This is a genomic window from Caballeronia sp. Lep1P3 (assembly GCF_022879595.1).
Lineage (GTDB): Bacteria > Pseudomonadota > Gammaproteobacteria > Burkholderiales > Burkholderiaceae > Caballeronia.
The window spans coordinates 1,877,779-1,903,238 of the sequence record NZ_CP084265.1 but is presented as its reverse complement, the minus strand read 5'-3'; the positions used below and the strand labels follow the sequence as shown (position 1 = coordinate 1,903,238).

At 62.9% G+C, this 25,460-nt stretch carries 23 protein-coding genes, 2 tRNA genes and 1 pseudogene; 17 read left to right on the top strand and 9 right to left on the bottom strand.

Annotated features, from left to right (window positions below; genetic code table 11):
* Window positions 1–40: 40 nt before the first annotated feature.
* From acs to LDZ27_RS08955, 5 genes are all read left to right on the top strand, one after another.
* Window positions 41–2,023 (top strand): acetate--CoA ligase, encoded by a 1,983-nt coding sequence (gene acs / locus LDZ27_RS08975; protein WP_244813765.1) that lies wholly within the window; start codon window positions 41–43, stop codon window positions 2,021–2,023.
* An 81-nt stretch (window positions 2,024–2,104) separates the two neighbouring features.
* Entirely contained in the window at window positions 2,105–2,467 is a 363-nt protein-coding gene (locus tag LDZ27_RS08970) for a DUF4212 domain-containing protein (RefSeq protein WP_244813764.1), read from the top strand.
* Entirely contained in the window at window positions 2,464–4,488 is a 2,025-nt protein-coding gene (locus tag LDZ27_RS08965; protein ID WP_244813763.1) for a sodium:solute symporter family protein, read from the top strand. The genes LDZ27_RS08970 and LDZ27_RS08965 overlap by 4 nt, the downstream gene beginning before the upstream one ends.
* A gap of 43 nt (window positions 4,489–4,531) precedes the next feature.
* Window positions 4,532–4,621, top strand: a tRNA-Ser gene (locus LDZ27_RS08960).
* Between the two features lie 343 nt (window positions 4,622–4,964).
* Window positions 4,965–5,351 carry a DUF3597 domain-containing protein gene (locus LDZ27_RS08955; protein ID WP_244813762.1) on the top strand — a complete coding sequence of 129 codons (387 nt, stop codon included), beginning with the start codon at window positions 4,965–4,967 and terminating at the stop codon, window positions 5,349–5,351.
* A gap of 688 nt (window positions 5,352–6,039) precedes the next feature.
* Here LDZ27_RS08955 and LDZ27_RS08950 read toward each other — a convergent pair.
* Both LDZ27_RS08950 and LDZ27_RS08945 read right to left on the bottom strand, forming a co-directional pair.
* Window positions 6,040–6,414: a hypothetical protein gene (locus LDZ27_RS08950; protein WP_244813761.1), complete on the bottom strand. Its 375-nt coding sequence runs from the start codon at window positions 6,412–6,414 to the stop codon at window positions 6,040–6,042.
* Window positions 6,415–6,619: 205 nt separating this feature from the next.
* Entirely contained in the window at window positions 6,620–6,904 is a 285-nt protein-coding gene (locus tag LDZ27_RS08945) for a hypothetical protein (RefSeq protein ID WP_244813760.1), read from the bottom strand.
* 214 nt (window positions 6,905–7,118) lie between these two features.
* Here LDZ27_RS08945 and LDZ27_RS08940 point away from each other — a divergent pair, with 214 nt between their 5' ends.
* Window positions 7,119–7,700 (top strand): hypothetical protein, encoded by a 582-nt coding sequence (locus LDZ27_RS08940; protein WP_244813759.1) that lies wholly within the window; start codon window positions 7,119–7,121, stop codon window positions 7,698–7,700.
* Between the two features lie 165 nt (window positions 7,701–7,865).
* On the opposite strand, the gene LDZ27_RS08935 is transcribed toward LDZ27_RS08940, so the two are convergent.
* Window positions 7,866–8,024, bottom strand: a complete 159-nt coding sequence (locus tag LDZ27_RS08935) for a hypothetical protein (protein ID WP_244813758.1) — start codon at window positions 8,022–8,024, stop codon at window positions 7,866–7,868.
* Window position 8,025: 1 nt separating this feature from the next.
* Between LDZ27_RS08935 and LDZ27_RS08930 the strand changes: the two genes are divergently transcribed.
* Window positions 8,026–8,757, top strand: a complete 732-nt coding sequence (locus tag LDZ27_RS08930; protein ID WP_244813757.1) for a DUF2968 domain-containing protein — start codon at window positions 8,026–8,028, stop codon at window positions 8,755–8,757.
* Window positions 8,758–8,841: 84 nt separating this feature from the next.
* On the opposite strand, the gene LDZ27_RS08925 is transcribed toward LDZ27_RS08930, so the two are convergent.
* The gene (locus LDZ27_RS08925) at window positions 8,842–9,066 is read right to left on the bottom strand and encodes a hypothetical protein (RefSeq protein ID WP_244813756.1); all 225 of its coding nucleotides are present in this window, start codon (window positions 9,064–9,066) and stop codon (window positions 8,842–8,844) included.
* Window positions 9,067–9,216: 150 nt separating this feature from the next.
* Between LDZ27_RS08925 and LDZ27_RS08920 the strand changes: the two genes are divergently transcribed.
* Window positions 9,217–9,462 (top strand): hypothetical protein, encoded by a 246-nt coding sequence (locus LDZ27_RS08920; RefSeq protein WP_244813755.1) that lies wholly within the window; start codon window positions 9,217–9,219, stop codon window positions 9,460–9,462.
* Between the two features lie 40 nt (window positions 9,463–9,502).
* On the opposite strand, the gene LDZ27_RS08915 is transcribed toward LDZ27_RS08920, so the two are convergent.
* Window positions 9,503–10,012: a PRC-barrel domain-containing protein gene (locus LDZ27_RS08915; protein WP_244813754.1), complete on the bottom strand. Its 510-nt coding sequence runs from the start codon at window positions 10,010–10,012 to the stop codon at window positions 9,503–9,505.
* Window positions 10,013–10,170: 158 nt separating this feature from the next.
* On the opposite strand from LDZ27_RS08915, the gene LDZ27_RS08910 reads away from it, so the two are divergent.
* Window positions 10,171–10,875 (top strand): ribonuclease HI family protein, encoded by a 705-nt coding sequence (locus tag LDZ27_RS08910; protein ID WP_244813753.1) that lies wholly within the window; start codon window positions 10,171–10,173, stop codon window positions 10,873–10,875.
* A gap of 215 nt (window positions 10,876–11,090) precedes the next feature.
* On the opposite strand, the gene LDZ27_RS08905 is transcribed toward LDZ27_RS08910, so the two are convergent.
* Window positions 11,091–11,840, bottom strand: coding sequence for an SDR family oxidoreductase (locus tag LDZ27_RS08905; protein ID WP_244813752.1), 750 nt, complete (start codon window positions 11,838–11,840; stop codon window positions 11,091–11,093).
* A 221-nt stretch (window positions 11,841–12,061) separates the two neighbouring features.
* On the opposite strand from LDZ27_RS08905, the gene LDZ27_RS08900 reads away from it, so the two are divergent.
* Both LDZ27_RS08900 and LDZ27_RS08895 read left to right on the top strand, forming a co-directional pair.
* Window positions 12,062–13,258 carry a porin gene (locus tag LDZ27_RS08900; RefSeq protein WP_244813751.1) on the top strand — a complete coding sequence of 399 codons (1,197 nt, stop codon included), beginning with the start codon at window positions 12,062–12,064 and terminating at the stop codon, window positions 13,256–13,258.
* Window positions 13,259–13,279: 21 nt separating this feature from the next.
* Window positions 13,280–13,921: a LysE family translocator gene (locus LDZ27_RS08895; RefSeq protein WP_244813750.1), complete on the top strand. Its 642-nt coding sequence runs from the start codon at window positions 13,280–13,282 to the stop codon at window positions 13,919–13,921.
* 74 nt (window positions 13,922–13,995) lie between these two features.
* Here the strand turns inward: LDZ27_RS08895 and LDZ27_RS08890 are convergent, their stop codons facing one another.
* On the bottom strand, window positions 13,996–14,247 hold the full coding sequence (locus tag LDZ27_RS08890) for a hypothetical protein (protein ID WP_244813749.1): 252 nt from the start codon (window positions 14,245–14,247) through the stop codon (window positions 13,996–13,998).
* A gap of 11 nt (window positions 14,248–14,258) precedes the next feature.
* On the opposite strand from LDZ27_RS08890, the gene LDZ27_RS08885 reads away from it, so the two are divergent.
* The 3 genes from LDZ27_RS08885 to LDZ27_RS29000 all read left to right on the top strand — a co-directional run bounded on the left by LDZ27_RS08885 (window position 14,259) and on the right by LDZ27_RS29000 (window position 16,795).
* Window positions 14,259–15,782, top strand: coding sequence for a peptide MFS transporter (locus LDZ27_RS08885; protein WP_244813748.1), 1,524 nt, complete (start codon window positions 14,259–14,261; stop codon window positions 15,780–15,782).
* Between the two features lie 39 nt (window positions 15,783–15,821).
* Window positions 15,822–15,898: transfer RNA gene (locus LDZ27_RS08880), tRNA-Met, on the top strand.
* A gap of 621 nt (window positions 15,899–16,519) precedes the next feature.
* Window positions 16,520–16,795: an ESPR-type extended signal peptide-containing protein gene (locus LDZ27_RS29000; protein ID WP_370653283.1), complete on the top strand. Its 276-nt coding sequence runs from the start codon at window positions 16,520–16,522 to the stop codon at window positions 16,793–16,795.
* Here the strand turns inward: LDZ27_RS29000 and LDZ27_RS08875 are convergent.
* Window positions 16,686–17,789 (bottom strand): annotated as a pseudogene (locus LDZ27_RS08875) (IS256 family transposase); the annotation flags it as partial. The gene LDZ27_RS29000 and the pseudogene LDZ27_RS08875 overlap by 110 nt on opposite strands.
* 334 nt (window positions 17,790–18,123) lie before the next feature.
* Here LDZ27_RS08875 and LDZ27_RS08870 point away from each other — a divergent pair.
* Genes LDZ27_RS08870 through LDZ27_RS08865 form a run of 3 tightly spaced genes read left to right on the top strand, consistent with a single transcriptional unit; the run spans window position 18,124 to window position 23,877 of the window.
* On the top strand, window positions 18,124–22,599 hold the full coding sequence (locus LDZ27_RS08870) for a hemagglutinin repeat-containing protein (RefSeq protein WP_370653281.1): 4,476 nt from the start codon (window positions 18,124–18,126) through the stop codon (window positions 22,597–22,599).
* A complete protein-coding gene (locus LDZ27_RS28995) occupies window positions 22,512–23,627 on the top strand; it encodes a hypothetical protein (protein WP_370653404.1) in 1,116 nt (371 codons plus the stop codon). The genes LDZ27_RS08870 and LDZ27_RS28995 overlap by 88 nt, the downstream gene beginning before the upstream one ends.
* 1 nt (window position 23,628) lies before the next feature.
* The gene (locus LDZ27_RS08865; RefSeq protein WP_244813747.1) at window positions 23,629–23,877 is read left to right on the top strand and encodes a hypothetical protein; all 249 of its coding nucleotides are present in this window, start codon (window positions 23,629–23,631) and stop codon (window positions 23,875–23,877) included.
* Between the two features lie 196 nt (window positions 23,878–24,073).
* Here LDZ27_RS08865 and LDZ27_RS08860 read toward each other — a convergent pair whose 3' ends face one another.
* Complete coding sequence (locus LDZ27_RS08860) at window positions 24,074–25,342, bottom strand: IS256 family transposase (RefSeq protein WP_244813746.1); 1,269 nt, start codon at window positions 25,340–25,342, stop codon at window positions 24,074–24,076.
* Window positions 25,343–25,460 lie beyond the last annotated feature (118 nt).

The following is a 25,460-nucleotide window of genomic DNA, read 5'->3' as shown; positions in this document are numbered from 1 at the left end:
GCGCCACAGGTTTTTGGAAACATCATCGGAGGGGTTGTCGATGTCTGCGATCGAATCGGTTCTTCATGAAAAACGTGTGTTCCCGCCGTCAGCCAGTGCGTCGTCCGGTGCGGCGATTTCCGGCATGGACGCCTACAAGGCGCTGGCGAGCGAAGCCGAGCGCGATTACGAAGGCTTCTGGGCGCGGCTCGCGCGGGAAACGCTGTCGTGGCACAAGCCTTTCACGAGCGTGCTCGATGAATCCAACGCGCCGTTTTACGCGTGGTTCGCGGACGGCGAGCTGAACGCGTCGTACAACTGTCTCGACCGCCATGTGGAAGCGGGGCGCGGCAATGAAAACGCGATCATCTTCGAAGCCGACGACGGCGCCGTCACCGACGTCACGTATCAGGACCTGCTCGAACGCGTGTGCCGCCTCGCCAACGCGCTCAAGAAGCGCGGCGTGAAAAAGGGCGACCGCGTCGTGATCTATCTGCCGATGTCGGTCGAAGGCGTCGTCGCGATGCAGGCGTGCGCGCGCATCGGCGCCACGCATTCGGTGGTGTTCGGCGGCTTTTCGTCGAAGTCGCTCAACGAGCGTCTCGTCGATGTCGGCGCGGTCGCACTCATCACCGCCGACGAGCAGATGCGCGGCGGCAAGGCGCTGCCGCTCAAGAGCATTGCCGACGAAGCGCTCGCCGCGGGCGGCTGCGACGCGGTGAAGGATGTCATCGTGTATCGGCGCACGGGCGGCAAAGTCGCGTGGAACGAAGGGCGCGATGCGTGGCTGCACGAGATCGTCGAAAAGGAAGCGGCGCAATGCGACCCGGAATGGGTGAGCGCGGAGCATCCGCTTTTCATCCTCTACACGTCGGGTTCGACCGGCAAGCCGAAGGGCGTGCAGCACAGCACGGGCGGCTTCGTGCTGTGGGCCGCGCAGACCATGAAGTGGACCTTCGACATGAAGCCGGGCGACATCTTCTGGTGTACCGCGGACATCGGCTGGGTGACGGGGCATAGCTATATCGCCTACGGGCCGCTTGCCATAGGCGCGACGCAGGTGATGTTCGAAGGCGTCCCGACGTATCCGAACGCGGGCCGCTTCTGGGAGATGATTCAACGCCACAAGGTCACGATCTTCTATACCGCGCCCACGGCGATCCGCTCGCTCATCAAGGTGTCGGAAGCGGACGCGAAGGTGCATCCGAAGAGCTACGACCTGTCCACGCTGCGCATTCTCGGCACCGTCGGCGAGCCGATCAATCCGGAAGCGTGGATGTGGTACCACGAGAACGTCGGCGGCGGGCAATGTCCGATCGTCGATACATGGTGGCAGACCGAAACCGGCGGGCACATGATCACGCCGCTGCCGGGCGCGACGCCGCTCGTGCCGGGTTCCTGCACGCTGCCGCTGCCGGGCATCATGGCCGCCATCGTCGATGAAACCGGGCAGGACGTGCCGAACGGGCAGGGCGGCATTCTCGTTGTGAAGCGCCCCTGGCCGTCGATGCTGCGCACCGTCTGGGGCGATCCGAAGCGCTATCAGACGAGCTACTTCCCCGACGAACTGGGCGGCAGGCTCTATCTGGCCGGCGACGGCGCGGTGCGCGACAAGGAAACCGGCTACTTCACGATCATGGGCCGTATCGACGATGTGCTGAACGTGTCCGGCCACCGACTGGGGACGATGGAGATCGAGTCGGCGCTGGTCGCAAATCCGATCGTCGCGGAAGCGGCGGTCGTCGGCCGTCCGGACGAAACGACGGGCGAAGCCGTGGTTGCCTTCGTCGTGCTGAAGCGCCCGCGTCCCGAAGGCGACGAGGCCAAGCAGATCGCGGCCGAACTGCGCAACTGGGTCGGCAAGGAGATCGGGCCGATCGCGAAGCCGAAGGACATTCGCTTCGGCGAGAATCTGCCGAAGACGCGCTCCGGCAAGATCATGAGGCGGCTCTTGCGCTCGCTCGCGAAGGGCGAGGAGATCACGCAGGACGTCTCCACGCTCGAAAACCCCGCCATCCTCGACCAACTCGGCGAAGCGCGGTAACACGTTTCGCAGATGACCGCCGCCGGATGCGCGGCGGTCGATCCCGATTGCCGATGCCCTGCGGTTTTGGTACATAACCGCATGGCCACGCCCGCCGATCCGTTCAATCCCCCTCTCGTCGCGCCGCCGCCGGTTCCGCCGGCGATCGCGCTCGCGCATCGCGCGTACTGGCGCTTCAACGTCGCGCTGATCGCCGTGCTGCTCGCCGTCGGCTTCGTCGTCTCGTTCGGCGTGCCGCTCTTCGCGCAACGGCTGGAAGAGGTGCGCGTCGCGGGCTTTCCGCTGCCGTTCTACTTCGGCGCGCAGGGCGCGATCCTCGTCTACGTGACGCTGATCGCCGTGTATATCGTGCTGATGCAATTCGCCGATGCGCGTCTGAAGCGCGCCGTCGATTCATCCGGCGCGCCCGAGTCCGCGGAAGACGACGCAGACGCGGCGCGATGAAACTCACGAACCGGCTCATCGTCAGCTACGCGCTCTATACGCTCGGTTTTCTGCTGTTCATCTTCGTGATGGAGCGCATCGAGCGGAACGCCGGCGCGGGAATGTGGGTCGGCTATGTGTTCCTGTTCGTGCCGATCGCGGTGTACGCGGTCATCGGCCTCATTTCGCGCACGTCCGATCTCGTCGAGTACTACGTGGCCGGGCGGCGCGTGCCGTCCGCGTTCAACGGCATGGCGACTGCCGCGGACTGGTTGTCGGCGGCGTCGTTCATCGGGCTCGCCGGTTCCATCTACGCGAGCGGCTACGACGGCCTCGCCTATGTGATGGGCTGGACGGGCGGCTACTGTCTCGTCGCGTTCCTGCTCGCGCCTTACGTGCGCAAGCTCGCGCGTTACACGATTCCCGACTTTCTCGGCACGCGTTTTTCGAGCAACGTAGTGCGCGGACTCGCGGCCATCGCGGCGATTTTGTGTTCGTTCGTGTATCTGGTGGCGCAGATTCAGGGCATCGGGCTGATCGCGTCGCGCTTCATCGGCATCGAGTTTTCGATCGGCATCTTCTGCGGACTCGCGGGCATTCTCGTGTGCTCGTTTCTCGGCGGCATGCGCGCGGTCACATGGACGCAAGTGGCGCAGTACATCATCCTGATCAGCGCGATGCTCATCCCCGTTTCGATGATCGCGCATCGCGAAGGGCTCGGCTGGTTCCCGCAACTGAACTATGGCCGCGTGCTCGCGCGCGTGGAGACGCTGGAGCGCGCGCTTGCCGTCTCGCCCGACGAAGCGCGCGTGCGCGCCGAATTCCAGCGGCAGGCTGCGCGCGTTCAGCGGCGCATCGACGCGCTGCCGCGATCTTTCTACGACGAACGCGCGCGCGTGGCCGCCGAGATTGCGGACCTGCGGCGGCACAACGGCCCGCTGCGCGAGATCAACGAACGCGAGCGCGAACTGGCGTCGTTTCCGCGCGATCCCGCCGATGCGCAGGCGAAATGGTCCCGCGAACGCGATGCTCTGACCGAGCGCGTCGCGGCTCCTGTGCCGATGACCGATGCGTTCGCGCCCGGTTCCGCCGACGGCGAAACGCCGCGCGCGCATCAGCTCAACTTTCTGTCGCTGATTCTGTGTCTGTCGATCGGCACGGCGAGCCTGCCGCACATTCTCACGCGCTACAACACGACGACGTCGGTGGCTTCCGCGCGGCGCTCCGTCGGCTGGACGCTCTTTTTCGTCGCGCTGTTCTATCTGACGGTGCCCGTGCTGGCGGTGCTCATCAAGCATGAGATTCTGACGGGGCTCGTCGGCCACCGATTCGCCGATCTGCCGCAGTGGGTCACGCAGTGGCGGCGCGTCGAGCCGTATCTGATCCGCGTGAGCGATATCAATGGCGACGGCATCGTCCGCTGGGCGGGCATTCAGATGCAGCCGGATATGGTGGTGCTGGCCGCGCCCGAGATCGCGGGCCTGCCGTATGTGATCTCGGGGCTGATCGCGGCGGGCGCGCTCGCGGCGGCGCTGTCGACGGCGGATGGCTTGCTGCTCACCATCGCGAACGCGCTCTCGCACGATGTCTATTACTGCATGGTCGACCGGCGCGCGACGAGTCAGCGGCGCGTGACCATCTCGAAAATTCTGCTGCTCGGCGTGGCGCTGCTGGCGTCGTATGTCGCGTCGCTCAATACGGGCAATATTTTGTTTCTAGTCGGCGCGGCGTTTTCGCTGGCTGCGTCGAGCCTTTTTCCGGCGCTGGTGCTGGGCGTCTTCTGGAAACGGACGACGCAGCGCGGCGTCGTTGCCGGGATGATCGCCGGATTGCTGGTGTGTGTGTACTACATCGTGTCGACGTATCCGTTCTTCACGCACCTGACGGGCTTCGGCGGACCGCGCTGGTTCGGGATCGAGCCGATCAGCTCGGGCGTGTTCGGCGTGCCGGCGGGTTTCGCGGTGGCCATTGCGGTGAGCCTCTTCGACCGGAAACCGGACGATTACACGCGCGCGCTCGTCGACTACATTCGTCACCCGTAGGGGCTGGCGCGGGAGCGGGAACTTGGTATAATCGCGGTCTTCCGGAGAGATGGATGAGCGGTTTAAGTCGCACGCCTGGAAAGCGTGTATAGGGTAAAACCTATCGGGGGTTCGAATCCCCCTCTCTCCGCCAGAACGCCAACGAAATCCCGCACAGTCCTTGACTTGCGGGATTTTTGTTTTTGGCGCGGCACAAATCGACGTGCGTTGTCCGATCCGCTGTCAACGCCCTGATGGCACGCGCACCGGCAACCATGAACGCCGACGACAGCGCACGCACCGCTTCAACCGTTGTTCAATCCCCCGCATTCCTTATCAACAGCCTGCAAAAATTCGTTGCAGTTCCATTCGAATTGTCCCGACTCGTCAACTGGTCCGCAAAGCCTGCGTTGAACCGCGGCGGGTCGCGTCGTCGTAGCCGACGCGCGACGCACGCGAATCTCGCAGCATTTCTCTTCGAAAAAAGGACACAGAACATGAGTATCTTCGGTGACATCGTGGGCAAGATCTTCCACAAGGCGAAGCCTGCCGATCCGGCGCCGGTCGTCGAGCCGGATCCCGCGCCGGCTCCTGCCGTCGATGCAGCCGCGCCTGCGCCGCTGTCCGACATCGACGTCGCTGCCGTGATGGACCAACTGGCGCGCGAAAGCAGCCAGCAATTGAACTGGCGCGTATCCATCGTCGATTTGATGAAGCTGCTGCAAGTCGATAGCAGTCTCGATCACCGCAAGCAATTGGCGACGGAGCTCAAGTACGGCGGCGACATGAACGACTCCGCGTCGATGAACATCTGGCTGCACAAGCAGCTGATGCAGGCGCTGGCCGCGAATGGCGGCAAGCTGCCGGCCGATCTCGTCGGCTAAACCCGATAAGCGCAGCAAAGCCCGCGACCGGTGATTGCTCCGGTCGCGGGCTTTTTTCATTGGGAGTGCCTGAGCGCGGCGATGACGAAAACGCAGGAATGTGCGGCGTCGCGAAGGAAAGCGGTCATGCGGACCGATACCTCTGATAATGCGCGGTGAATCGCGCACATGGCAGGGCGGGACGCCTGAGAAGCGTTCCTTGCGACAGCTCTAAGAATATTCGAGCCGTTCCTGAACTTGAATCGGACGATTCGCGTTTTCGATCCCGACGCGCGGTCGGCAGTGAATCAACGACGAACTGACTTTGGCTGAATTCGCGCGAATTGTGCGATGGGGTCGTCGGCATACGCGGCAATCGGGTCGCTCGCGAATGGCGAACTGTCCGAGCGCCACTTGCCTTGACTGTGCGACGCAGAGCTGGATCCCGCCGCCTTCGTCCGAACATGCTGGACCGCTTGCGTCGGCGCGATTTCACCGCTGCTGGACCACACTTCCGTGTACGTCGCGCAGGCGGGGTCGGCTATCGCGAGAGCCGCGAGCGCAAGGCAGGAGAGCAGGAAAGGCGTTTCGTGCAGGCATGGCGTTTCTTTTTGTTGTGATTGCGAAGGATGCGGCGAACAGGCCGCGTTTTGTTAAGCGGCGCTGTTCGTTGGCGAGCGAGTCACGCTTGCGCGCGACGCGCACCGGCTCAATGCGCGACGACCAACTGTTGCGGTTCGCGATGGTCGGCGTCGAAATGATGCGCGGAGTTCGCGGCCTGCTCGTGAACCATGAACTCGCGGGCGGCCTGGACGCCGCGGTCATACGACGCGCGCGCCGTGTGTTCCTCGAGCGCCGAAATGAGCGGCAGTTGCTCTTCGGCGGTCGAATGGAGCAGGCCGAGAATGTCGCGGCGGACGGACTCCGGGTACGCGCAGAAGTGTTCGAAGCCGCCGGGCGCGGCGATCAGATTCACGAGCGACGACAGCAGGCGCGCCCGGCCGACGCAGTGTTCCTTGATGTCCATCGTTTGCGACATCGTTGCGCGGCCGTTCGGATCGACGGAGATGTGCAGGTCTTTCATTGGGTGAGCCTCGTGTAGTTCAGAATAAACACGGCATTTAAGCGGCTCGCCCAACGAAATACAGCCGGACTTTTCCTATTCACGTGCGCGGCAACGATCCTTTACGTTTCGTGTCGATAAAGCAGCGGCATTGCGCGTATCGATGCAACGCACAGCGATGACTGAGCGGCGCCAGCCAGATGCCAGCGCCGCGATCCCCGCGAACTCACTGCTTGATCTGGCCGGTCGACTTCTTGCTCGTGCCCGGCGCCGCAGACGAATCGGGAGACATGCCTTGCTCGCGCTTTTGCATCAGCGTGCCGCTGCCTGAAGTGCCGGCGGTGGTGCCGCCCTGCGATGCATCGTTGGAACCGGGCGTGGGCGATGCGCTCGCCTGTCCCTGCTGCGTCTGCGGACGCTGATTCAATTGGTCGCGCGTCATTTCCTGCGCGAAGGAAGCTGTGCTGGCAAGCGCGAGAAGGGCGCCTGCAATCGCTGCGGTCGCTTTCATGGCTGTCTCCTTGAGGGCCGGCGCACCTTGCGCGGCTGCCATCTTTTTAGCATCGACCGTGCCGCACTCGTCAGATCGGACATGGCGCTTTCGCGCAAGAAGGCTACGATGAATAGGTGATACCAAATGGACGCCGATTCATTACAATTCGCGATCCAAATGAACTTGAGCCGCCCGAATCCGAGTCAATGGGCGTAATGCGACGGAGTGTTTCATGTCGGCCACACTGAACGATTTATTGGCATGGAGCGAGAGCCTGCCCGATCAGGACAGCGAGGAAGCGCATCTGCTTCAGCGGCTGATCGAGCGGCGCGAGGCAGATTTGAGATGCCGCATCGCCGATTTGATTGCCGCGATGAGCGAGCGGGAAAACTGGAAGCTGCATCGATGCGCCGCGACTGCGCGGCGCGTCGAGCGCACGCCGACCGAGCATCTCGAAATGGTTTATCAGTATTTCCGCGATCGCGACGGAGGCCGCGTGCATTTCGAGGCGTCGGAGATTCTCGCCGATTCGTTCGACGATGACGAACCCATTGCCGAAGACAGCGACTTGGACACGCCAGCGCGCGGCGACCTCAACTATGCGAGCACGGGCATTGCGTCGAGCGCACCGGTCATCAATTTCTACGGAAGGATGAAAACGCTCGAATCGCGTCTTGCGGATACGCCCGGCATGGCCTGCGGCATTCAGGGCATTCGCATCATGCGAATGGTCGCGTTAATGTCGAAGGCACGCTCGGCGCAGCTCGCGAAATTGCGAGTCAGCGGCATGCAGGCCATCTACCGGCATATGTAATCAATCGCCGCTTTGCCGCGTTTTCGCGAGCAGTCGCCATTGCCCATAATGCGGCCATTTCAATGACGGTCGCGCCGGTTTTCAGCAGCGCGATTGCATCCGCAAACGGCTCGCCTATACTGGGGATTCGTCAGCCGATAAGCGCATCGCATATGGCATTGCGAGTCATTCGGCATCCAGAATAATCGGCGCCGCTGTTGAGCAGATCGGGTTGAGAAAATCGCGTCGAGAAAATTCAACGGCAAATGGACATGCCGCCTGTCTGCCATTGACGAGCGCCGCCCTCGCGACGGCGGCGCGCGGGGAAGTCGACCAGGGAGTCATCGTGAGAAGCCTGCTGAGCAGACGAGGCACATTGCTCGATAACGCGCCGTCCTTTCTCGTGCGCCAGAAGCCGAATGGCGCGGTGCGCGTCCCGGCGCCCGCGATGCCCGAGGAAGACCCAACATCGGACGACTTGCCGCGCCCGGCGCCAGCCACCCGCGTGACGCCGCTGCGCGCGGTGGGCGTTTCCTCGCAATCGGCCGCGCACGCACTGCAAGCCGCCCAAATCGCCGAAGTGGAATGGCTGACGCAGCAGTCGACGCTCACCACGTTCCGCACGTTCCACAGTTTCGCCTACGCTGCGCGCCTGCTTTTCTATCCGCGCGATCTCACTTACTATGCCGTGCTTTATCACGAAGACGCGGTCTGGCGCGTTCTGAAGGCCGGCGATGTCGACGCGGCCGAGCCGGCGTTTCGTCATTTTGTCGAGCAGGCCATGCGTCTAGCCGAAGCCGAAATGCGGCGGGCGCACCTCGAAGCGCAAAACGACCAGTTCGCGCGGCTGATCGCCGAGTCCGAAGCGCACGTGGAGCGTGCGCGGGTCGATTTGCAGCGCGGCGGCGCGCAGGATCAGGAAGTCGCGCTCAGGCAGCAGGAAGTGCGCAAGGAACTTGCTCAACTGGAGGCGCGCCGTGTCGCCGCGCAGGCGCAATTGAGCAAGCTGCAAAGGCAAATGCATCAGTTGACGGCAACCAGCAACGAGAACGTGCCGCATCTGCCATCGGCGCGTTGAGCGAAAATATGGGAAACCGCGTGAAAACGCGCAATCACGGAAAAAACGGGGAATAAAACAGGGAATGACGGGGAACTTCGCGCGTTAATCGTCTTTGTCGTCGTAGGCGAGGCGGGACTGCGAAATGTAGGTGCTCAGGCCGCGGCCGGCGAGGGCGCGCCGCTTCATCTCTTCAACATGCGCGGAACCCGGCGTGCGGCCGTTGTACAGGTACCGGACGCCGTTGGCGAAGCGCACCCAAATCCCGTCAGGCACGATGTCGAATGCCGTGACCCCGGAATTGCCGTTCAGGTTCCGATAAGGCTGCATGGCGGTTCCTCCGTGCGTCGCCGTTCGCATGCGCGCTCGCGCAAGGTGAAACGTTTGCGGCGGAAATAAGGTAAAAAGCCGGAGCTAAAGAAATCATCGACCCGGCCGATATCGTTGTCATGTACCAGCGGCCGGGGCCAAAAGGGTGTCATGGAAAAAGATCAACTGCCGTTTCTCGATTCGAATGATCCGCACTTCCAGCACGCACGCGCGCTGAGTTTGTCCGTCGGCGCGATCCGCCGCGCCCAGGGCAAGTGCAATCCGAACGACTATCCTGTCGGCTCCCTCGAATGGCATTTCGCCGTCGAGGAGTTCGCGAGCGATGTCTTTCGCGCGCTCATGGGCGACGACGCGGAAGGCGTCGACGTGCCGATCCGCGAGCGCCCGCTCGACTGATCTTCTCTTCAGCGCCGGGCGCGTCCCGGCGCCTGCGCAGTTACAGCTTGAGGCCGCCGGCCTCCGCAGCATCGACGCCGCCGAGCGGAATCTCGCCGGCCGGTCCGATGTCGCTCGGACGCGGCTCGCTCGACCAGTACGGCTCGCGGCCGTAGTGCTGGTGTACGGAGCTTGCCCAGACGGGATCGGCCATCGACGGCCACGCGTCCTTGTCGAAACCGGGCGAGTTGCGGACCTGATCGGCGGTCGCGGCGATGCGGAAGCACCGATTGTCGGTGTCGAGCGTGAGCGCGCTCCAGGGCACCGCGAGCAGCTTGTCGCCGATGCCGAGAAAGCCGCCGCTCGACAGCACCGCATACGCGATGCGTCCGCTTCGCACATCCAGCATGATTTCCTTCAGCGCGCCGACATCGTGGCCGTCGCTCGACAGCACCGAATTGCCGTCGAGCGAACTCGCGGCCATGACGTCGGGACCTGGGCCCGCGGCCGTCGCGGCGCCCTTGCCGACGATCGTTGCGCCACCGGAAGACGACTCCATCGGTTGATTCATGATCCGCTCCTTGTTGGTCCAGGACATTCCGAACGATGTGCCTGGCGGTTGCTGATCGATGCCTGATTCATTCCGGTCACTTCACGCAGCAACGCGCGTACCCGTGGCGCCACGGGCCTCTGCTAAGCTGCGCGCTTGTTCATCCTGCCTGGGCGTCCATGATCGATCTCGACGAACTGCTCGCCATCGCCTACAAGAAAGAGCGCATGCAAAGCCGCCGGCTCGCGAAGAGCGCGGCGTTCTCGGAGCATGCGGCGCTCGTCAGGACGCTGGAGAAAGCGGCGCGCGGGCGGCCGTTGCGCGATCTCGTCGAAGCGCGGCGCGCGGCGCACGCGAAGGCCGCTGAGGCCGCCCGCTTGCGCCAATTGCAGCGCGCGGAACGTGCGGAGCGTGCGGGAATCGCGGCGCGTGCGAGGGATTCGTCTGCCGGAGAAGCAAACGCCTGGATCGGCTGGTTTGACGGCTCCGCGCTGCCGAATCCGGGACGCATCGGCATAGGCGGGGTGTTGAAGGGTCCGGACGGCGGCGTGGTGGAATTCAGCGCGACGGCGGGGTCCGGCGACAGCAGCGCGGCGGAATATTCGGCGCTCATCGCGCTGCTCGAAATGGCGTTGCGGGATCGGGCTTCACGCGTGACGATTCATGGCGACAGCCGCGTCGTCATCGACGACGTGAGCGCCGGGGAAGGCGCGGGCATTCGCTCGCTCGCGCATCACGCGGCGCGGGTGCGCGCGCTCATTGGCGAGATAGGCGACGTTCGGCTGCAATGGATACCGCGCGCCCGCAACGCGCACGCGGACCGGCTTTCGCGGGAAGCATTTGGCGCGGTTGCGTCGCGTGGCGTTGCCGTGTCGGTAGCCTGAGGTTCAAGTAAGTCGCTTTCGTCGGGGAAAGCGTCGCTCAGCGGACAAGCGATTTGCTCCGCGCGACGCCTCGGTCGCTCGGCTTCTCCTTATCGATAGCGTGAGCCTCAAGGCGAGTTCGCGGACGTCGGCGAAAGCGTCGCTCAACGGACACGCAAATCTGCCCCGCGTCGACGCCTCACTCGCGCGGCGTCGACGAATCCGCAGCCTGACCCTCAGGCGAATTCGCGGACGTCCGCAGTCGGCGCGCTGCCGAAAGCGTCGCTCAACACATAACCGATCAACTTCCGCGCCGATTCTTCGGGCGTCGCGAGCTGGCCCTCGCGCTTGAGCGTGTCGAAGCGCTCGCGCAGCGGAAAGCGGTCGAGCCCGGTGCCGCGGATCTCCGCCTGCATATCCGTATCCACGACGCCCGGCGCGACGCTACAGATGCGTAAGCCGCGGTTGTCGTCGAGCGCGACGGCGCGCGCGTGATGGTCGAGCGCAGCCTTCGTCGCGCAATAGATGCTCCAGCCGGGATACGCGTTGCGTCCCGCGCCGCTTGAGATATGCGCGATGCGCCGGTCCGCCGCGTTTGCGCTGGCGGCGGCGAAGGCGGCGGCGAGCATCAGCGGCGCGGCGACATTGACGCTCACCGCCCGCGCGACGGCGCCCGCGTCCTGATCGGCGAGCGCGCCGACCGGCGCGAGCATCCCCGCGTTATTGACGAGCAGCACGCGGTCCGCGCCGGCCAGTGCGCGCACGAGCGCGCCGTCCGCGAGCCAGGCGGCGAGCGCGGGCAAATCGGCGAGATCGAGTTCGACTTCGTCGAGCCGGCCCGCATGGCGCGCGGCGAGATCGGCGTTGCGCTTGCGCGAGATCGCGATAACGCTGGCGCCGGGCTCGAGCGAAAGGAGCGTGTCGGTCAGCGCCGCGCCGAGTCCGCGCGTGTGACCCGTCACGATGGCAACGGTTTTCTGTGACATGTCTGTCGGTTCCGGAAAGGAGTGAACGCGCTCAGATTCTAGCGGCAGGACAAACCGCGCGTCGGCGGCTCAATAACCTTGATTCGTTGCGATGGGAAGAGGCGCGCCATCCGTTCGTTGGTTACAGGTCACAGCAGGCGAGCACGCCGGTTTTTTACCTGACAAGATCGATCGTCGAATCGACAATCCTGTAGAGCCAAGAAAAAATTCCGGAGCCTTCCATGCCGATTCGTCCAAAAGCCCGCCGCCGCGCAACGCCCGCACTCACCGACGCATGCCCGAGCGTCTCCGCAGCCCGACAGCCCGAGGCGACCGCCGCGAGCGTGACGAGCGCAGCGATCGCGGCGTGCATTGCGTTCATCGGCGTGCCCGCGGCGGCATGGGCGCAGAGTTCGGTCCAGCTCTACGGCGAACTGGATGCGGGCGTCGCCTATGTGAACAACGTCGGCGGCCATGCGCAATATCGGCTGACGAGCGGCACCATCGACGGCAGCTATTGGGGACTGCAAGGCTCCGAGGACCTCGGCGGCGGCGCACGCGCGATTTTCCGGCTGGAACACGGCTATGCGGTGTCGACGGGGCAGGGCATCAACGATCATCCGATGTATGTCGGGCTCGGCACCGACGCGCTCGGAACGGTGACGTTCGGCCGGCAATACGACTCGATCCACGACTATTTCGCGCCCTTCACGCTGACGGGCGGCACGGGCGGCACGGCCTTCGCGCACATCCTCGACAACGACAACGCGAACAATTCGTACCTCGCCGCCAATTCCGTCAAATACACGAGCGCGACTTACGGAGGCTTCAGCTTCGGCGGCCTATACGCGTTCTCGAATCAGGCGGGGCAGTTCGCGGACAACCGCGCGTACAGCGTCGGCGCGAACTACACGCTCGGCTCCTTCAGCGCCGGCGCGGCGTACCTCCACAACGACGGGCGCGGCCAGCCAGCGGGCGGCGCTTACGACTCGCTCGCGCTGCCCGGTTCCGCGCCGGCCACGGTGGCTGCGGTCAACCTGCAGCGGCAAAGCACGTTCGGCGTCGGCGCGAGCTACGAAATCGGCGATTTCCAGCTCGCGGGCACGTTCTCACGCTCGATCAACACCGGCGCAACCGATGCCGACACCGGCGACGCGCTCGGCTCCCTCGGTCTGAACAATTACGAGATCAACGGGATTTACAAGCTCACGCCGGCCATCCTTCTTGCAGGCATGTACGTGTACACGAACGGCGGCGGCGCGCATTGGCACGAAGGCGCGCTGCAAGTGGACTATCTTCTCGGGAAGCGCACCGACGTGTACATCGAATCCATCTATCAGCGGGCCTCCTCGCAGGCGCCGGCGATCATCAACACGAACGACGCGTCAGGCGGCCGCAACCAGCTGATGCTGACCACCGGCATCCGTCACCGTTTCTGACTCTCGCGTTACAGGTGCGCCATGTCCATGCAGACGTTGTTGCTGTTCGTTCCGGCGTGCTTCGCCATCAACATGGCGTTCGGTCCGAACAACGTGCTTTCGCTGTCCAACGGCGCGCGGCAAGGCGTGCGCGTTTCGGTGCTCGCGTCGTTCGGCCGTCTGGCGGCTTTCGCGATCATGATCGCGATTGCGGGCCTCGGTCTTGGCGCACTGCTGCTCGCATCGCAGGCGCTCTTCACGGTCATCAAGCTCGCGGGCGCGGCGTACCTCGTCTGGATCGGCGTCAAGCTGATCCGCTCGGGGCCGCAACTCGCCGCGGGCGCACATGACGCGCACGGTGCGTCGCTCGCTCGCGCCAGTCTCGCGCGCCTGACGAACCAGGAATTCCTCGTCGCGGCGGGCAACCCTAAGGCGATTCTCGTTTTCACGGCCTTCTTTCCGCAGTTCGTCGATAGAACCGCGTATGCGGCGAGCTTCGCGATTCTCGGCGCGATTTTTCTCGTGCTGGAGCTTGCGGCCATCGTTGTTTACGCGGCGCTCGGCGCGCGTCTCGGTTCGCTTTCGCGTGGCGCGCGCGGATTCTCGTGGTTCAATCGCGTGAGCGGCACGTTGATGATCGGCTTCGGTGTCTTGCTTGCGCTCGTGCGGCGCCCGGCTGCGTGAAACGGATTTTCTCATCGCGATTATCGGGTATTTACTTTTTTGATAACGCGCAACGATATACGGTTTGCGGTCGGCTAATTGCGATAGCCGCTTTGCAATGTCCGCGTCAATCGAGTTATTTCTAATCGCGCAGGCGGGCGACGGTCCGCACACCGCTTGCGCATCTTGCAGCCTTCGGCAATGGGCATTGCGCGATACGCATGCCCGTCGAAGCCGTAATAGGACATAATCCTGTGCTTTTCGGCACGCATCAGCTCGCGCGGAGGCAAATGTTTTTGCAAATCGTCCGCACGAAGAAACGGGCAATGTCGCTTTTCGCTGTTCAAGGATTTTTCCGATGATTAATCAATCGTCCGCGCCGTCGCAGACGCGCTCATTCACGACCGTTTTCCTGATCGAAATGTGGGAGCGCTTTGGCTATTACGGCATGGCTGCGCTGCTCGTGCTGTTCATGATCGACAAGATCGGTTTCGCCGACGATCACGCGAACCTCACGTGGGGCGCATTTTCGGCGCTGGTTTTCTCCGCGCCGTCGATCGGCGGCTGGATCGGCGACAAAGTGCTCGGCGCGCGGCGCACCATGATTTTCGGCGCGCTCGTGCTGGCGATCGGTTACTTCATGCTTGCGCTGCCTATCGACGCGCTCGGCTTCATGTATGCGTCGCTCGGCGTGGTCGTCGTCGGCAACGGGCTCTTCAAGTCGAACGCGGCGAACCTAGTGCGCCGTATCTACGAGGGCGACGACGCGCGTATCGACAGCGCCTTCACCATTTATTACATGGCGGTGAACATCGGCTCGACTTTTTCGATGCTCGCGACGCCGTGGATCAAGGACCACTGGGGCTGGCATGCGGCGTTCGCGGTGTGCTGCGGCGGCATGCTGCTCGGCATCGCCAATTTCGCGCTGATGCGACGCACGCTCGGGCGTATCGGCTCCGCTCCCGACGATCTGCCGATCGTGTGGCGCCGGTTCGTCGCCGTGGCGATGGGCAGCGTGGCGGTTGCCGCCGCCACGGTCTTCGTTTTGCAGCATCAGGCGGTGGCGAGCGCCTGCGTCTGGGCGGCCGGGCTTGGCATTCTGGGCATCTTCGGCTACATGCTGGCGCGATGCGAGCGCAGCGAGCGCGCCGGTCTCGCCGCCGCGCTCATCCTGACGCTGCAGGTCATTCTATTTTTCGTGTTCTATCAGCAGATGTCGACATCGCTGACGCTCTTCGCGCTGCGCAACGTCGATCCGGTGTTCTCGATCGCGGGCGTGCCGCTCTTCACCTGGAGCGCGGCGCAGTTCCAGGCGCTCAATCCAATCTGGATCATGGTCATGAGTCCGGTTCTGGCGTTCGCTTATGCGCGTCTCGCGAAAGGCGGACGCGATGTTTCGGTGGCGTTCAAGTATGCGCTCGGCTTCGTCGTCGTCGCGATCGGCTTTTTCGTGTTCGGCGTGAGTGGGCGCTATGCGGTGGAGGGGCGGGTGTCGTCGTGGTTCATGGTGGCGGGATACGGCCTCTATTCGCTCGGCGAACTGCTCGTGTCGGGTCTCGGCCTCGCGATGATCGCGCGATACGTGCCCGCGCGAATGAGCGGCTTCCTGATGGGCGCGTTCTTCGTGGCGACGGGCGTGTCGCAATATCTCGGTAGCGTCGTCGCGAACGTGGCGCATGTGCCGTCCGGCGACTTCGATCCCCTGCGCTCGTTGCCGCTCTATACGCATCTTTTTATGTCGCTCGGCTGGCTCGCGGCGGGCGGGGCGGTTTTCGCGATTGCGTTGTTGCCGCTGCTTGCCAGGCTCTCGCGGGCGCATGATCGGGCGGGGCGGGAGGTGGTGCAGGCGGGTGTCGGCATGGGGGTTGAAAAGACTGTTTGACTTGGCGAGGCAATGCGGTCTATAATTTAATTCTTCAGACGCGGGGTGGAGCAGTCTGGCAGCTCGTCGGGCTCATAACCCGAAGGTCGTAGGTTCAAATCCTACCCCCGCAACCAAATTCAAAGATGTCTCCAGATGGCTGATTGAATCAGTTGCCTGGAGACATTTTTCATATCTGGCGAAGTCGGCGCCGTGCTGCTCGACGATCTTGATCGGGGCAGGCTAAGCGGTCGCAAGCTTCCGCTTCTCGTTCGGGTTCTCCAAGGCACTTCTCGATTCGACTGTTGGTTTGCGAATCGACAAGATCGCCTCAGTCGCTTCCTCTTCTCCACGTTCCCTCGAAGTATCTCGTGCAGCTTTCCGTCGTATTTACGCGATCGGATGGTAATAGGCGCTTTCTAGCCATGCTCTCGGCATCTCCTGTCACGCAGTGCGAAGAATATCCGCTGATTGTGACCATCGCGTTGCGGCGTTTCGAACAGCGCAACACCGAATGCGCGCGGTTCCTTGGTGCACACCCATACGCCGCGTCCGGCTGCGCTATGCACGCGTCGTCATTGCGCAAGATCCCATATCGCTTGTTGCGCCAAGTGGCTCTTGATGCGTCGGCCTCGTTTCGTCGCATAAGAGTGACAGCCAATTCGGATGGGTCTCATGGTGCCCGACCTGTAAGTTCGGCGAGACTATTGGGTTAGCTGGCTCTCCGTCCGGCGTCCGTCGACAAAAAGTAACAATAAATGAATAAGCAGTCCTATCGGCTCGTTTTCAGCCGAGTCCGTCGCATGCTCGTTGCGGTGGAGTTGTGTGCGTCAAGTTGTGCAGAAACCGGATGCCGGTGGTTTCAGTTGATCCTTCTGTGCGGCATGCGGCGCGAAGGGCGTAGCCCGCAGCGCCGCACGCTCGCTATGCAGCAGCGCGCAAGAACTCCTTTTTCTGCTCGGCCAGCAAGGCCATGTTCAGATAACGGCTGTCTTCCAGCCACGTTTCATGCGTTTCGCTACACAGGGCCCTGATCAGCCGAAGGCATGACGCATCGTTTGGGAAGATGCGCACGATACGCGTGCGGCGCCGGATTTCCTCATTCAGCCGCTCCAGCATGTTGGTGGACTTCAGGTGCTTGTGATGCGCGCGGGGCAACCGGTAAAACGTCAACGTCTCAGCGATGTTGCCTTCGACCCAGTCCACCAGCTTCGGATATTTGCCCTGCCACTTGCTGATCCACGCTGCCAGATCTTGTTGCGCTTCCTGCAAGTCGCGACGGTCGTACATCCAGCGCAGCTCCTGCAGGCAGTCGTCGTCGGCCTTGCGCGGCAGATAGTCCAGCGCGTTGCGCAGGAAGTGGACGTAGCAGCGCTGCCAGGCGGCTTCCGGGAGCACCTCACCGATCGCCTTCTTCAGCCCCGCATGGTCGTCCGAGGCGACGAACTCGACGCCTGACAGGCCGCGCTTCTTTAGCGCCAGAAGGAACTCCTTCCAACTCGACTGGCTTTCGCGGTTGGCCAACTCCACAGCCAGCACCTGCCGGTGGCCTTCCCAGTTGATGCCGATGGCGATCAGCACCGCCTGCGAACGGATCACGCCCGACTCACGCACCTTCTCATAGCGCGCGTCGACGATCAGATACGGATACGCTTCTTCGAGCGGCCGGTGTGCAAACTTTGCCAGCGTTGCATCCAGCCCTTTGTTGATCGCCGAAATCGCCGAGGCCGAAAAGCTGTGACCGCACAGCTCTTCGGTAATCGCCTTGACCTTGCGCGTAGACACACCCTGCACGTACATTTCGGCCAACGCCGCCACCAACGCCTTCTCGCTGCGCGCATAGCGCTCGAACAGCGCCGTTGAGAATTCGCCATGTCGATCACGCGGCACGCGCAGCTCGAGTTTGCCGATGCGGGTCACCAGAGCGCGGCCGTAGTAGCCCGCACGATAGCCGCTTCGCGTCTCGCTGCGCTCATTGGGCGCCGCGCCCAGCAGCTCTGTCATTTCCGCTTCAAGCACTTCCTGCAGCGCATCCTTCATGAGCGCCTTCATCAGGTCCCGGTCGCCGGCAACCAGCGCTTCCGCTGGCGGCCGGTTCGTAATACGCTTGGTCGTGGCCATGGCGTAAGCCCTCCCGAGGGCAGGTTGACGAACTGGACATTCATCAACTTACACCACGGCCACCCCTGCCTCTGCGCTCCTGCCGCCTCAGCGTTTTTGCACATTCTTCTGCACACTACCTGCGGTGGCTGAGTTTGCAACCGCTCGCGGTAATGGGTCGGCACAAGGGGAAGGCGTCGCGCGTCGCACGTCTGCCGGATCCGTCATCACTCTTTCAGTCAGCGCGATGGCGTGGGCCGCCATGCTGCTGCTCGGAACCACCTCGACGTTGTCGGCCGCGCAGATAGTGGCTGCGCCTGGTTCCGGCGCACAGGTCATTCAGACACAGAATGGCTTGGCGCAAGTCAACATCGCCCGGCCGTCCGCAGCGGGCGTGTCGGTGGGTACGTTCTCGCAATTCGACGTGCCGGCCAAGGGCGCGATTCTCAACAACTCGCCGACTCTCGTTCAGACGCAACAAGCCGGCTACATCAACGGCAACCCGAATCTCTCGCCCGGACAATCGGCGCGCATCATCGTCAATCAGGTGATGTCGAATTCGCCTTCGCAGTTGCACGGCTACACCGAAGTCGCCGGGGCGCGCGCCGAAGTGGTGATCGCCAATCCGAGCGGAATCGTCGTCGATGGCGCCGGCTTCATCAACACGTCGCGCGCTATTTTGACAACCGGGACGCCGAACTTCGGCGCCAATGGCAGTCTCGCGGGCTTCAATGTCACGGGTGGCAACATCACCGTGCAAGGCGCGGGCTTGAACGCCTCGAACGTCGATCAGGTCGACCTTCTCGCCCGGGCCGTGCAGGTGAATGCAGCGATCTACGCGAACAATCTGAACGTCATCGCGGGCGCGAGCAGCATCGATCATGATTCGCTCAACGCGACGTCCATCGCAGGCAACGGCGCTGCGCCGTCGGTGGCGATCGACGTCAGCGCGCTTGGCGGAATGTATGCCAATCGTATTTTTCTGTCATCGAACGAATACGGAGTGGGCGTCTCGACCAACGGCGTGCTGGCTGCACAAGCGGGCGACCTGACGCTCAAGTCGAACGGACAACTCGTGCTGGCTGGACAGACGAACGCGAGCGGCAGCATCAACGCGTCGGCGCGCGATGGCATCGCGAACACGGGCACGACCTACGCCCAAGGCAACGTCATCGCGACGACCTCGGGCGCGTTGACGAACACCGGCATACTGGCCGCGCAGCACGATACGACGATCAACGCGGGCAGCGTCGCCTCTACCGGCACGCTGGGCGCGGGCGTCAACCAGGACGGCACGATCGCCAACAGCGGTGAGCTCAACGTGCTGGCCACCGGCGCAGTCGTCGCCACGGGCCGCAATGAGGGCGGCGGCAACACGACGATACGCGGCGCATCGGTCAATCTCGCGGGCAGCAACACGTCGGCCAATAGCGCGCTGACGCTGGCGGCCAATAGCGGCGACATGAACCTCGCAAACGCGACGACGACCGCGGGCGGCGCGCTCAACGTCACCGCCGCCGGCACGCTGACCAACGACGGCGGCAAGCTATCGAGCGGCGGTTCCATGCAAGTCAGCGCAGGCAACGTCTCGAACGCGAACGGCCAACTGGTCTCGCAGTCGACGCTCGACTTGCACACCGCAGGCAACGTGAACAACCGCGGCGGCACGATGCAGGCGGCAGCGCGCGAAAGCATTCGGGCCGCATCGCTGGACAACACGGCGGGGCGCATCGTCTCGCTCAATGCGGACGGCATGAGCCTAACCGCGACCGGCGCGTTCGTGAACGGCGCGGGCGGCTTGATCGGCACGAACGGCGCGCTCGGCGTGTCGGCGGGCGCTCTGTCGAACCAGGGGCAACTGACCGCAGCGGGCGATGCGACCGTCAACGCGCAAAGCATCGACAACCACGCGGGCAGCATGACCGCGGGCGGCGCCCTCGGCGTCACGATCCCGGGCGCGTTGAACAACGCGGGCGGCACGCTCTCGGGCGCGACTGCGACCGTATCGGCTGCTTCCATCGACAACACGAACGGCGACATCGAAGGCGACGCGCTCGCTGTCTCGACGCCCGGCAATCTCGTCAATCGCGGCGGCAAGATTACGCAGTTCGGCGCGAGCAATCAGACGATCAGCGCGGGCGGCGTGCTCGACAACACCGGCGGCACGATCTCGTCCAACGCCAGCAATTTGAGCGTCGGTGCGCAAAGCGTCACCAACGACAGCGGCACGATTCAGCACGCCGGCACCGGCACGTTGACGGTCAATTCGAGGGGCGCGCTCTCGAACGCCGCAGGCCAGATCGTCACCAATGGCGCGCTCGCGCTGCAGGCCGTGCTCGCGTTGAACAACGCGCAAGGCGTCATGCAGGCGGCGCGTCGGGCGGACGTACGAGGCGCATCGCTCAACAACACCGGCGGGCGCATCGTCTCGCTCAATGCCGACGGCCTCACGCGCACGTACAGCGAGCAGTCGCTCAGCAACGGCAAGAGCCAGCATGCGAAGTCGAGCTACGACGAGCAGGCCAATGCTTCTAACGTCAGTGCGGGCGGTGACGTAGTGTTGGCTGCCGGTCAGAACGGCGGCGGCAATCTGGCGGTGCTCGGGTCGAACGTGACGGCTGACAAGGGCGGCGTGGCGCTGATCTCGACGGGCGATGTGACTGTCGGCAGCGTGAGCGAGACGCACGATGCGCAAGGCTGGTCGCATAGCGACAGTTCGGGCTTTCTGTCGAAGACCACGACGAGCGATGTGAACAGCTCACATCAGGTGATCGCCAATGGCTCGACGATTTCGGGCGATACGGTCACGGGCAAGGCGGGTCGCGACATGACGATCAGCGGTTCGACGGTCGCTGCGACCCATGACGTGTCGCTCGATGCGGCTCGGGACCTGACCATCACGACAACGCAGGATACGAGCCGGTCGAGTTCGTTTCATCAGGAAACGAAGACGGGTTTGGGCGCGTCGGGCGGCGCAGGCATTTCCTATGGCACGAACGATCAAAAGGACACGACGCACGATGCATCGGTGACGAACAACGGCAGTTTGATTGGCAGCACGGATGGCAGTGTGCACCTGTCGGCGGGGAACGATCTGCATGTGACGGGCAGCGAATTGATCGCGGCGAAGGACCTCATCGGCAAGGGCGCGAACGTGACGATCGATGCGGCCACCGACACCGCGCATCACGACGAGAAGCACGAAGTCAGTCAGAGCGGCTTTACGCTTGCGATCAAGGCACCGGTGATCGATGCGATTTCCAACACCGTCGATCAGGCGCATGCGGCGGGCGAGAGCAAGGACGATCGCGCGGCGGCGCTGCATGGGATTGCAGCGGCAAGCGGCGCGGTGGATGCGTTCGGCGCGGCTGGCGGTGCGGCTGGCTCGCTTGCAAATGGGCAAGCGCCGTCGGCGAAGGTCGAGTTGAGCTACGGCAGCAGTCATAGCGAAAGCACCTTCGCACAAGACTCGACGACGAGCCGCGGATCGAACGTTGTCGCAGGCGGCACGGCATCGTTCAAGGCAACCGGCAACGCCGAAGTCGGAAGCGGGAATGTGACGATCGCGGGCTCGAACGTCAATGCGAACGACGTGATTCTCAACGCCAGGAATCAGGTCAATCTCGTCAGTTCCGCTGATACCGATTCGAACCGCAGCACGAATGAATCGAGCAGCGGGAGCATTGGCGTGTCGTATGGCATCGGCCAGGGTTCAGGCGGCTTCGGCGTGAGCGCATCAATGTCGATGGCGAACGGCAATAGCAACAGCGACACCGTCGTTCATCACAACACGCACATCAATGCGGGCAATAGCACGACGATCGTGTCGGGTGGCGATACGAACATCGTCGGCGCGAACGTCGATGCCAGGCAAGTGAAGGTGGATGTTGGCGGCAATCTGAACATCGCGAGCGAGCAGGATACGAGTCATAGCGCGGCGCATCAGAGCAGCGCGGGCGGCGGGTTCTCGATCAGTCAGGGCGGTGGCAGCGCGAGCGTGAGCGTGCAGAACGGCAACGCGCATGGCGACTATGCGGGCGTTGCAGAGCAATCGGGCATTCATGCGGGCGATGGCGGGTTCGACATCAACGTCGCTAAAAACACCGACCTGAAGGGCGCGGTGATTGCAAGCGATGCCGATGCGAGCAAGAACACGCTGAACACCGGCACGCTGACGTTTAGCGATATCCACAATCACAGTGATTACACCGCGACAAGCACGGGCATCAGCGCGGGCGGGACCACGGGCGATGGGGGCAACAACTATGCAACCACAGGGCAGACTTCGGGTAAAGATACTGGCGGCGCATTGCCGACCTTCGCCCATGACAGCGGAAGCTCAAACGCTACGACGCGAAGCGCGGTGAGTGCGGGCACCATCAACGTCACGGATAACGACCATCAGACGCAGGACATCGCGAGCCTGAGCCGGGACACGATGAATACGAACGGCCACGTGACGAAACTGCCCGATGTGAGCGCCATCCTGAACAACCAGGCCGATTTGATGAACGCGGTGACGGCTGCTGCCGCTGCGGTCGCGCGACGCGTCGGCGACTATGCGGATTCGAAGTTCAAGGAAACAGGCGACCCACGCTGGCTGAAGGCGGAACCTATCGGGCGGAGATGCAAGCGGCAGGCGGGGCGCTCGTGGGCGGCCTGGGTACAGGCGGACTGGGCGGGGCAGCGGGAGGTGCGGCGGGTGCGTTCATCGCGTCGAAATCGGCTGACAAGCTGAACGAGTTGAGCGATTCAATTGCCAATTCGAGCCCGACGGGCAACGCCGACGCAGACCGGATGCTTGGCAACATCGTGGCGAACGTTATCGCTACCGGCGCGGGCGCGATCGGCGGGACTGCAGGAATGACAGCGGGGTCGGCGGTGGATCGGTTCAACCGGCAGTTGCATCCGGATGAATATAAGAAGGCTGAAAAATACGCGACGGCCGTTGCAAAGGAACTCGGTATCAGCGAGGGTGAAGCCGAGGCGCGAATTCTGGCGGAGATGATGCGCAACTCCGACAAGCAGACGGCTGATGCGTCGGGTGGTGTGCACGACTACGAAGTGCGGAGTATTGTCGGTTGCCAGAATCTGAACTGTGACGGCTATAAAAGCGACCCTCACTACGCGGACCACAACTACAACAGTCAGTACATCGCCGACAACCAGCCGGCGAACCTGATGGGCCGAACGCAGCTGGAAACGGGTAAGACGTACAGTCAGCTCGTTGACTCCAATTACGACAAAGACCCGATTGGAAACACGATCGCGCGCACGGGTGCGACGCTGTTTGCGGGATCGGTGGCGGGTGGGCTGGCGACGACGAAACTGCTGGCTGATATGGCAACGGCGTGGTCAACGGGTACAGCCTTCTGGTACGCGGGTGATGCGATCAGTTACCAAACGGGCTTATCGAAGGACCCGCCGAGTTATCAAACTGCGGCAGCGGCAGGCGGAATTGCAGCAGTGGCGTCGCCATTTGGGTTGCCCGTTGATATGTTCGGAAACTCCAAAGCCGCAAAGGCTATTGTGAGTGCCTACAATGCTCTATGGGCAGGAGCGAGTTCATTCGGAGCAGTGGCGGTTACGAGTCCGTCGAGTAGTCCCGATTTAGCAGGGGGCATTGGCACGGCGGCGACATTGTTAGGAACTGGTGGGAAAGCCGTCTTACCCGGTCCGCTAGCGAAAGCTTGGGATATAGAGATGCAGATATTGCCCGGTCCAGCGCAAACGGTCATCGAAAACAATGCGAAGAAGGGCAGGTAGCATGGAACGCAAGTCAGCGAAAAGAAAAGCGCTCTATAGAAAGTTTCTGGTGGGCTACTTGTGCTTATTGGCAGTTCCACTGATGATTCTCGGGATATCTGTTTCCAAGGGTGCGGGAGCAGCCGGTTTGGTTCCCGGTATCCCGGTGTATTTGCTAGTGCTTGGAGGAGCTACATATCAATTCGTAAAGGAGCTTCGCGCTCTGAAGCGTGAGGAGCAGGAAGCGACTTCAAAGGAATCGGAGCAGTAAATAAAAACCCAGCTTCCCACTGAGTTGGTCGTATGTAGCAGTCGTTCAAGCAGGCGCGATGATGAGCGTGCCATTTTCGTGCACGTATACGCGGCTGCGCGGTGCGAATTCGGCCTGCTGGGGCCACTTGGTGATGAGCCGAATCGCAATGATGGGACGTGTCAGAAATCTTGTGTGCTGAGGCCGGTTGGGAATCTCAGCTGATGGCGCTGGTGAAGCGCTCGCCGAACAGAATGGCGAACTGATTCACTGCTTGTCGCCAGGTGATAGGCGGCATCTTCCAGTCCTTCTCGATGTTACGCAAGGCCAGATAGAGCAGTTTGCTGGCGGCTTCGTCGCTTGGGAAGTGGCCGCGATTCTTGACGATCTTGCGCAACTGCATGTGCATGCTTTCGATCGCGTTCGTCGTGTATACGATTCGACGCACCTCGGGCGGATAGGCGAAAAAGGGGATCACCTGCTCCCATTGGCGCTGCCACATCGCCGCGACGGTAGGGAATTTGCGGCCCCACTCGCTGCCCGCAAAGGCGTCGAGTGCCGCTGCCGCCGCGTCGGCGGTGGCGGCCTGGTAGATCGGCTTGATCGCGGCAGCCAGCGGCTTGCGGTCCTTCCAGCTCGCCAGATTCAGCGAATTGCGGATCAGATGCACGATGCACGTCTGGATCTGGGCGGCCGGATAGACTGCCTCGATCGCTTCGGGGAAGCCGCGCAAGCCGTCGACCACCGCGATCAGAATGTCGTGCAAGCCGCGGTTCTTCAGTTCGTTGAAAACCTTCAGCCAGAACTTGGCGCCCTCGGTTTGCTCGATCCACAAGCCCAGCACTTCCTTGCGACCGTCGGCGCGGATGCCCAGCGCCAGATAGACCGCCTTGTTCCTGACCGTGCCTTCGTCGCGGATCTTCAGACGCAGCGCGTCAAAGTACACGATCGGATACATGGCCTCGAGCGGGCGTTGCTGCCACTGCTCGACCTCGGCCAGCACCTCGTCGGTGACCGTGGAAATCAGATCGGGCGACACCTGCAGCCCGTACAGCTCCAGCAAATGACCCTGAATCTCGCGCACGCTCATGCCGCGCGCATACATGCTGATGACGTGGTCATCGAAGCCCGGCAGTCGGCGTTGATACTTGCCCACCAATTGCGGCTCGAATGTCGCTTGCCGGTCGCGCGGAATATCCAGCATCAATTCGCCATTGGGCGTGAGCACCGTCTTGGGGCTGGTGCCGTTGCGGTGGTTACCGGACTGGCCTTGCTCGGTCTCGGCTTCCAGATGGTGACTCAACTCGGCTGCAAGCATGCGCTCGGCCAGCTGTTTCTTAAGTTGGCCGGCCAAACCTGATTCGCCCAGGACCGCCTCAGCATCCTTGCCTTGCACCTGGGCCAGCAACTGGTCGATCAGCTCATCGGGAAACAGCTTCGGTGCCTTCGGGTTCTTACTCTTCTTTGTCACGATTGCTTCGGTCATAGGACGTTATTTCCCTTATCGTCTCATGACCTCGGCACACAGAAAATCTGACAGGCTCCAATGATGGGAATCGCCAACGGATTGATAGAAGGCGCTGACCGGCTTTGCTAAAGCAACG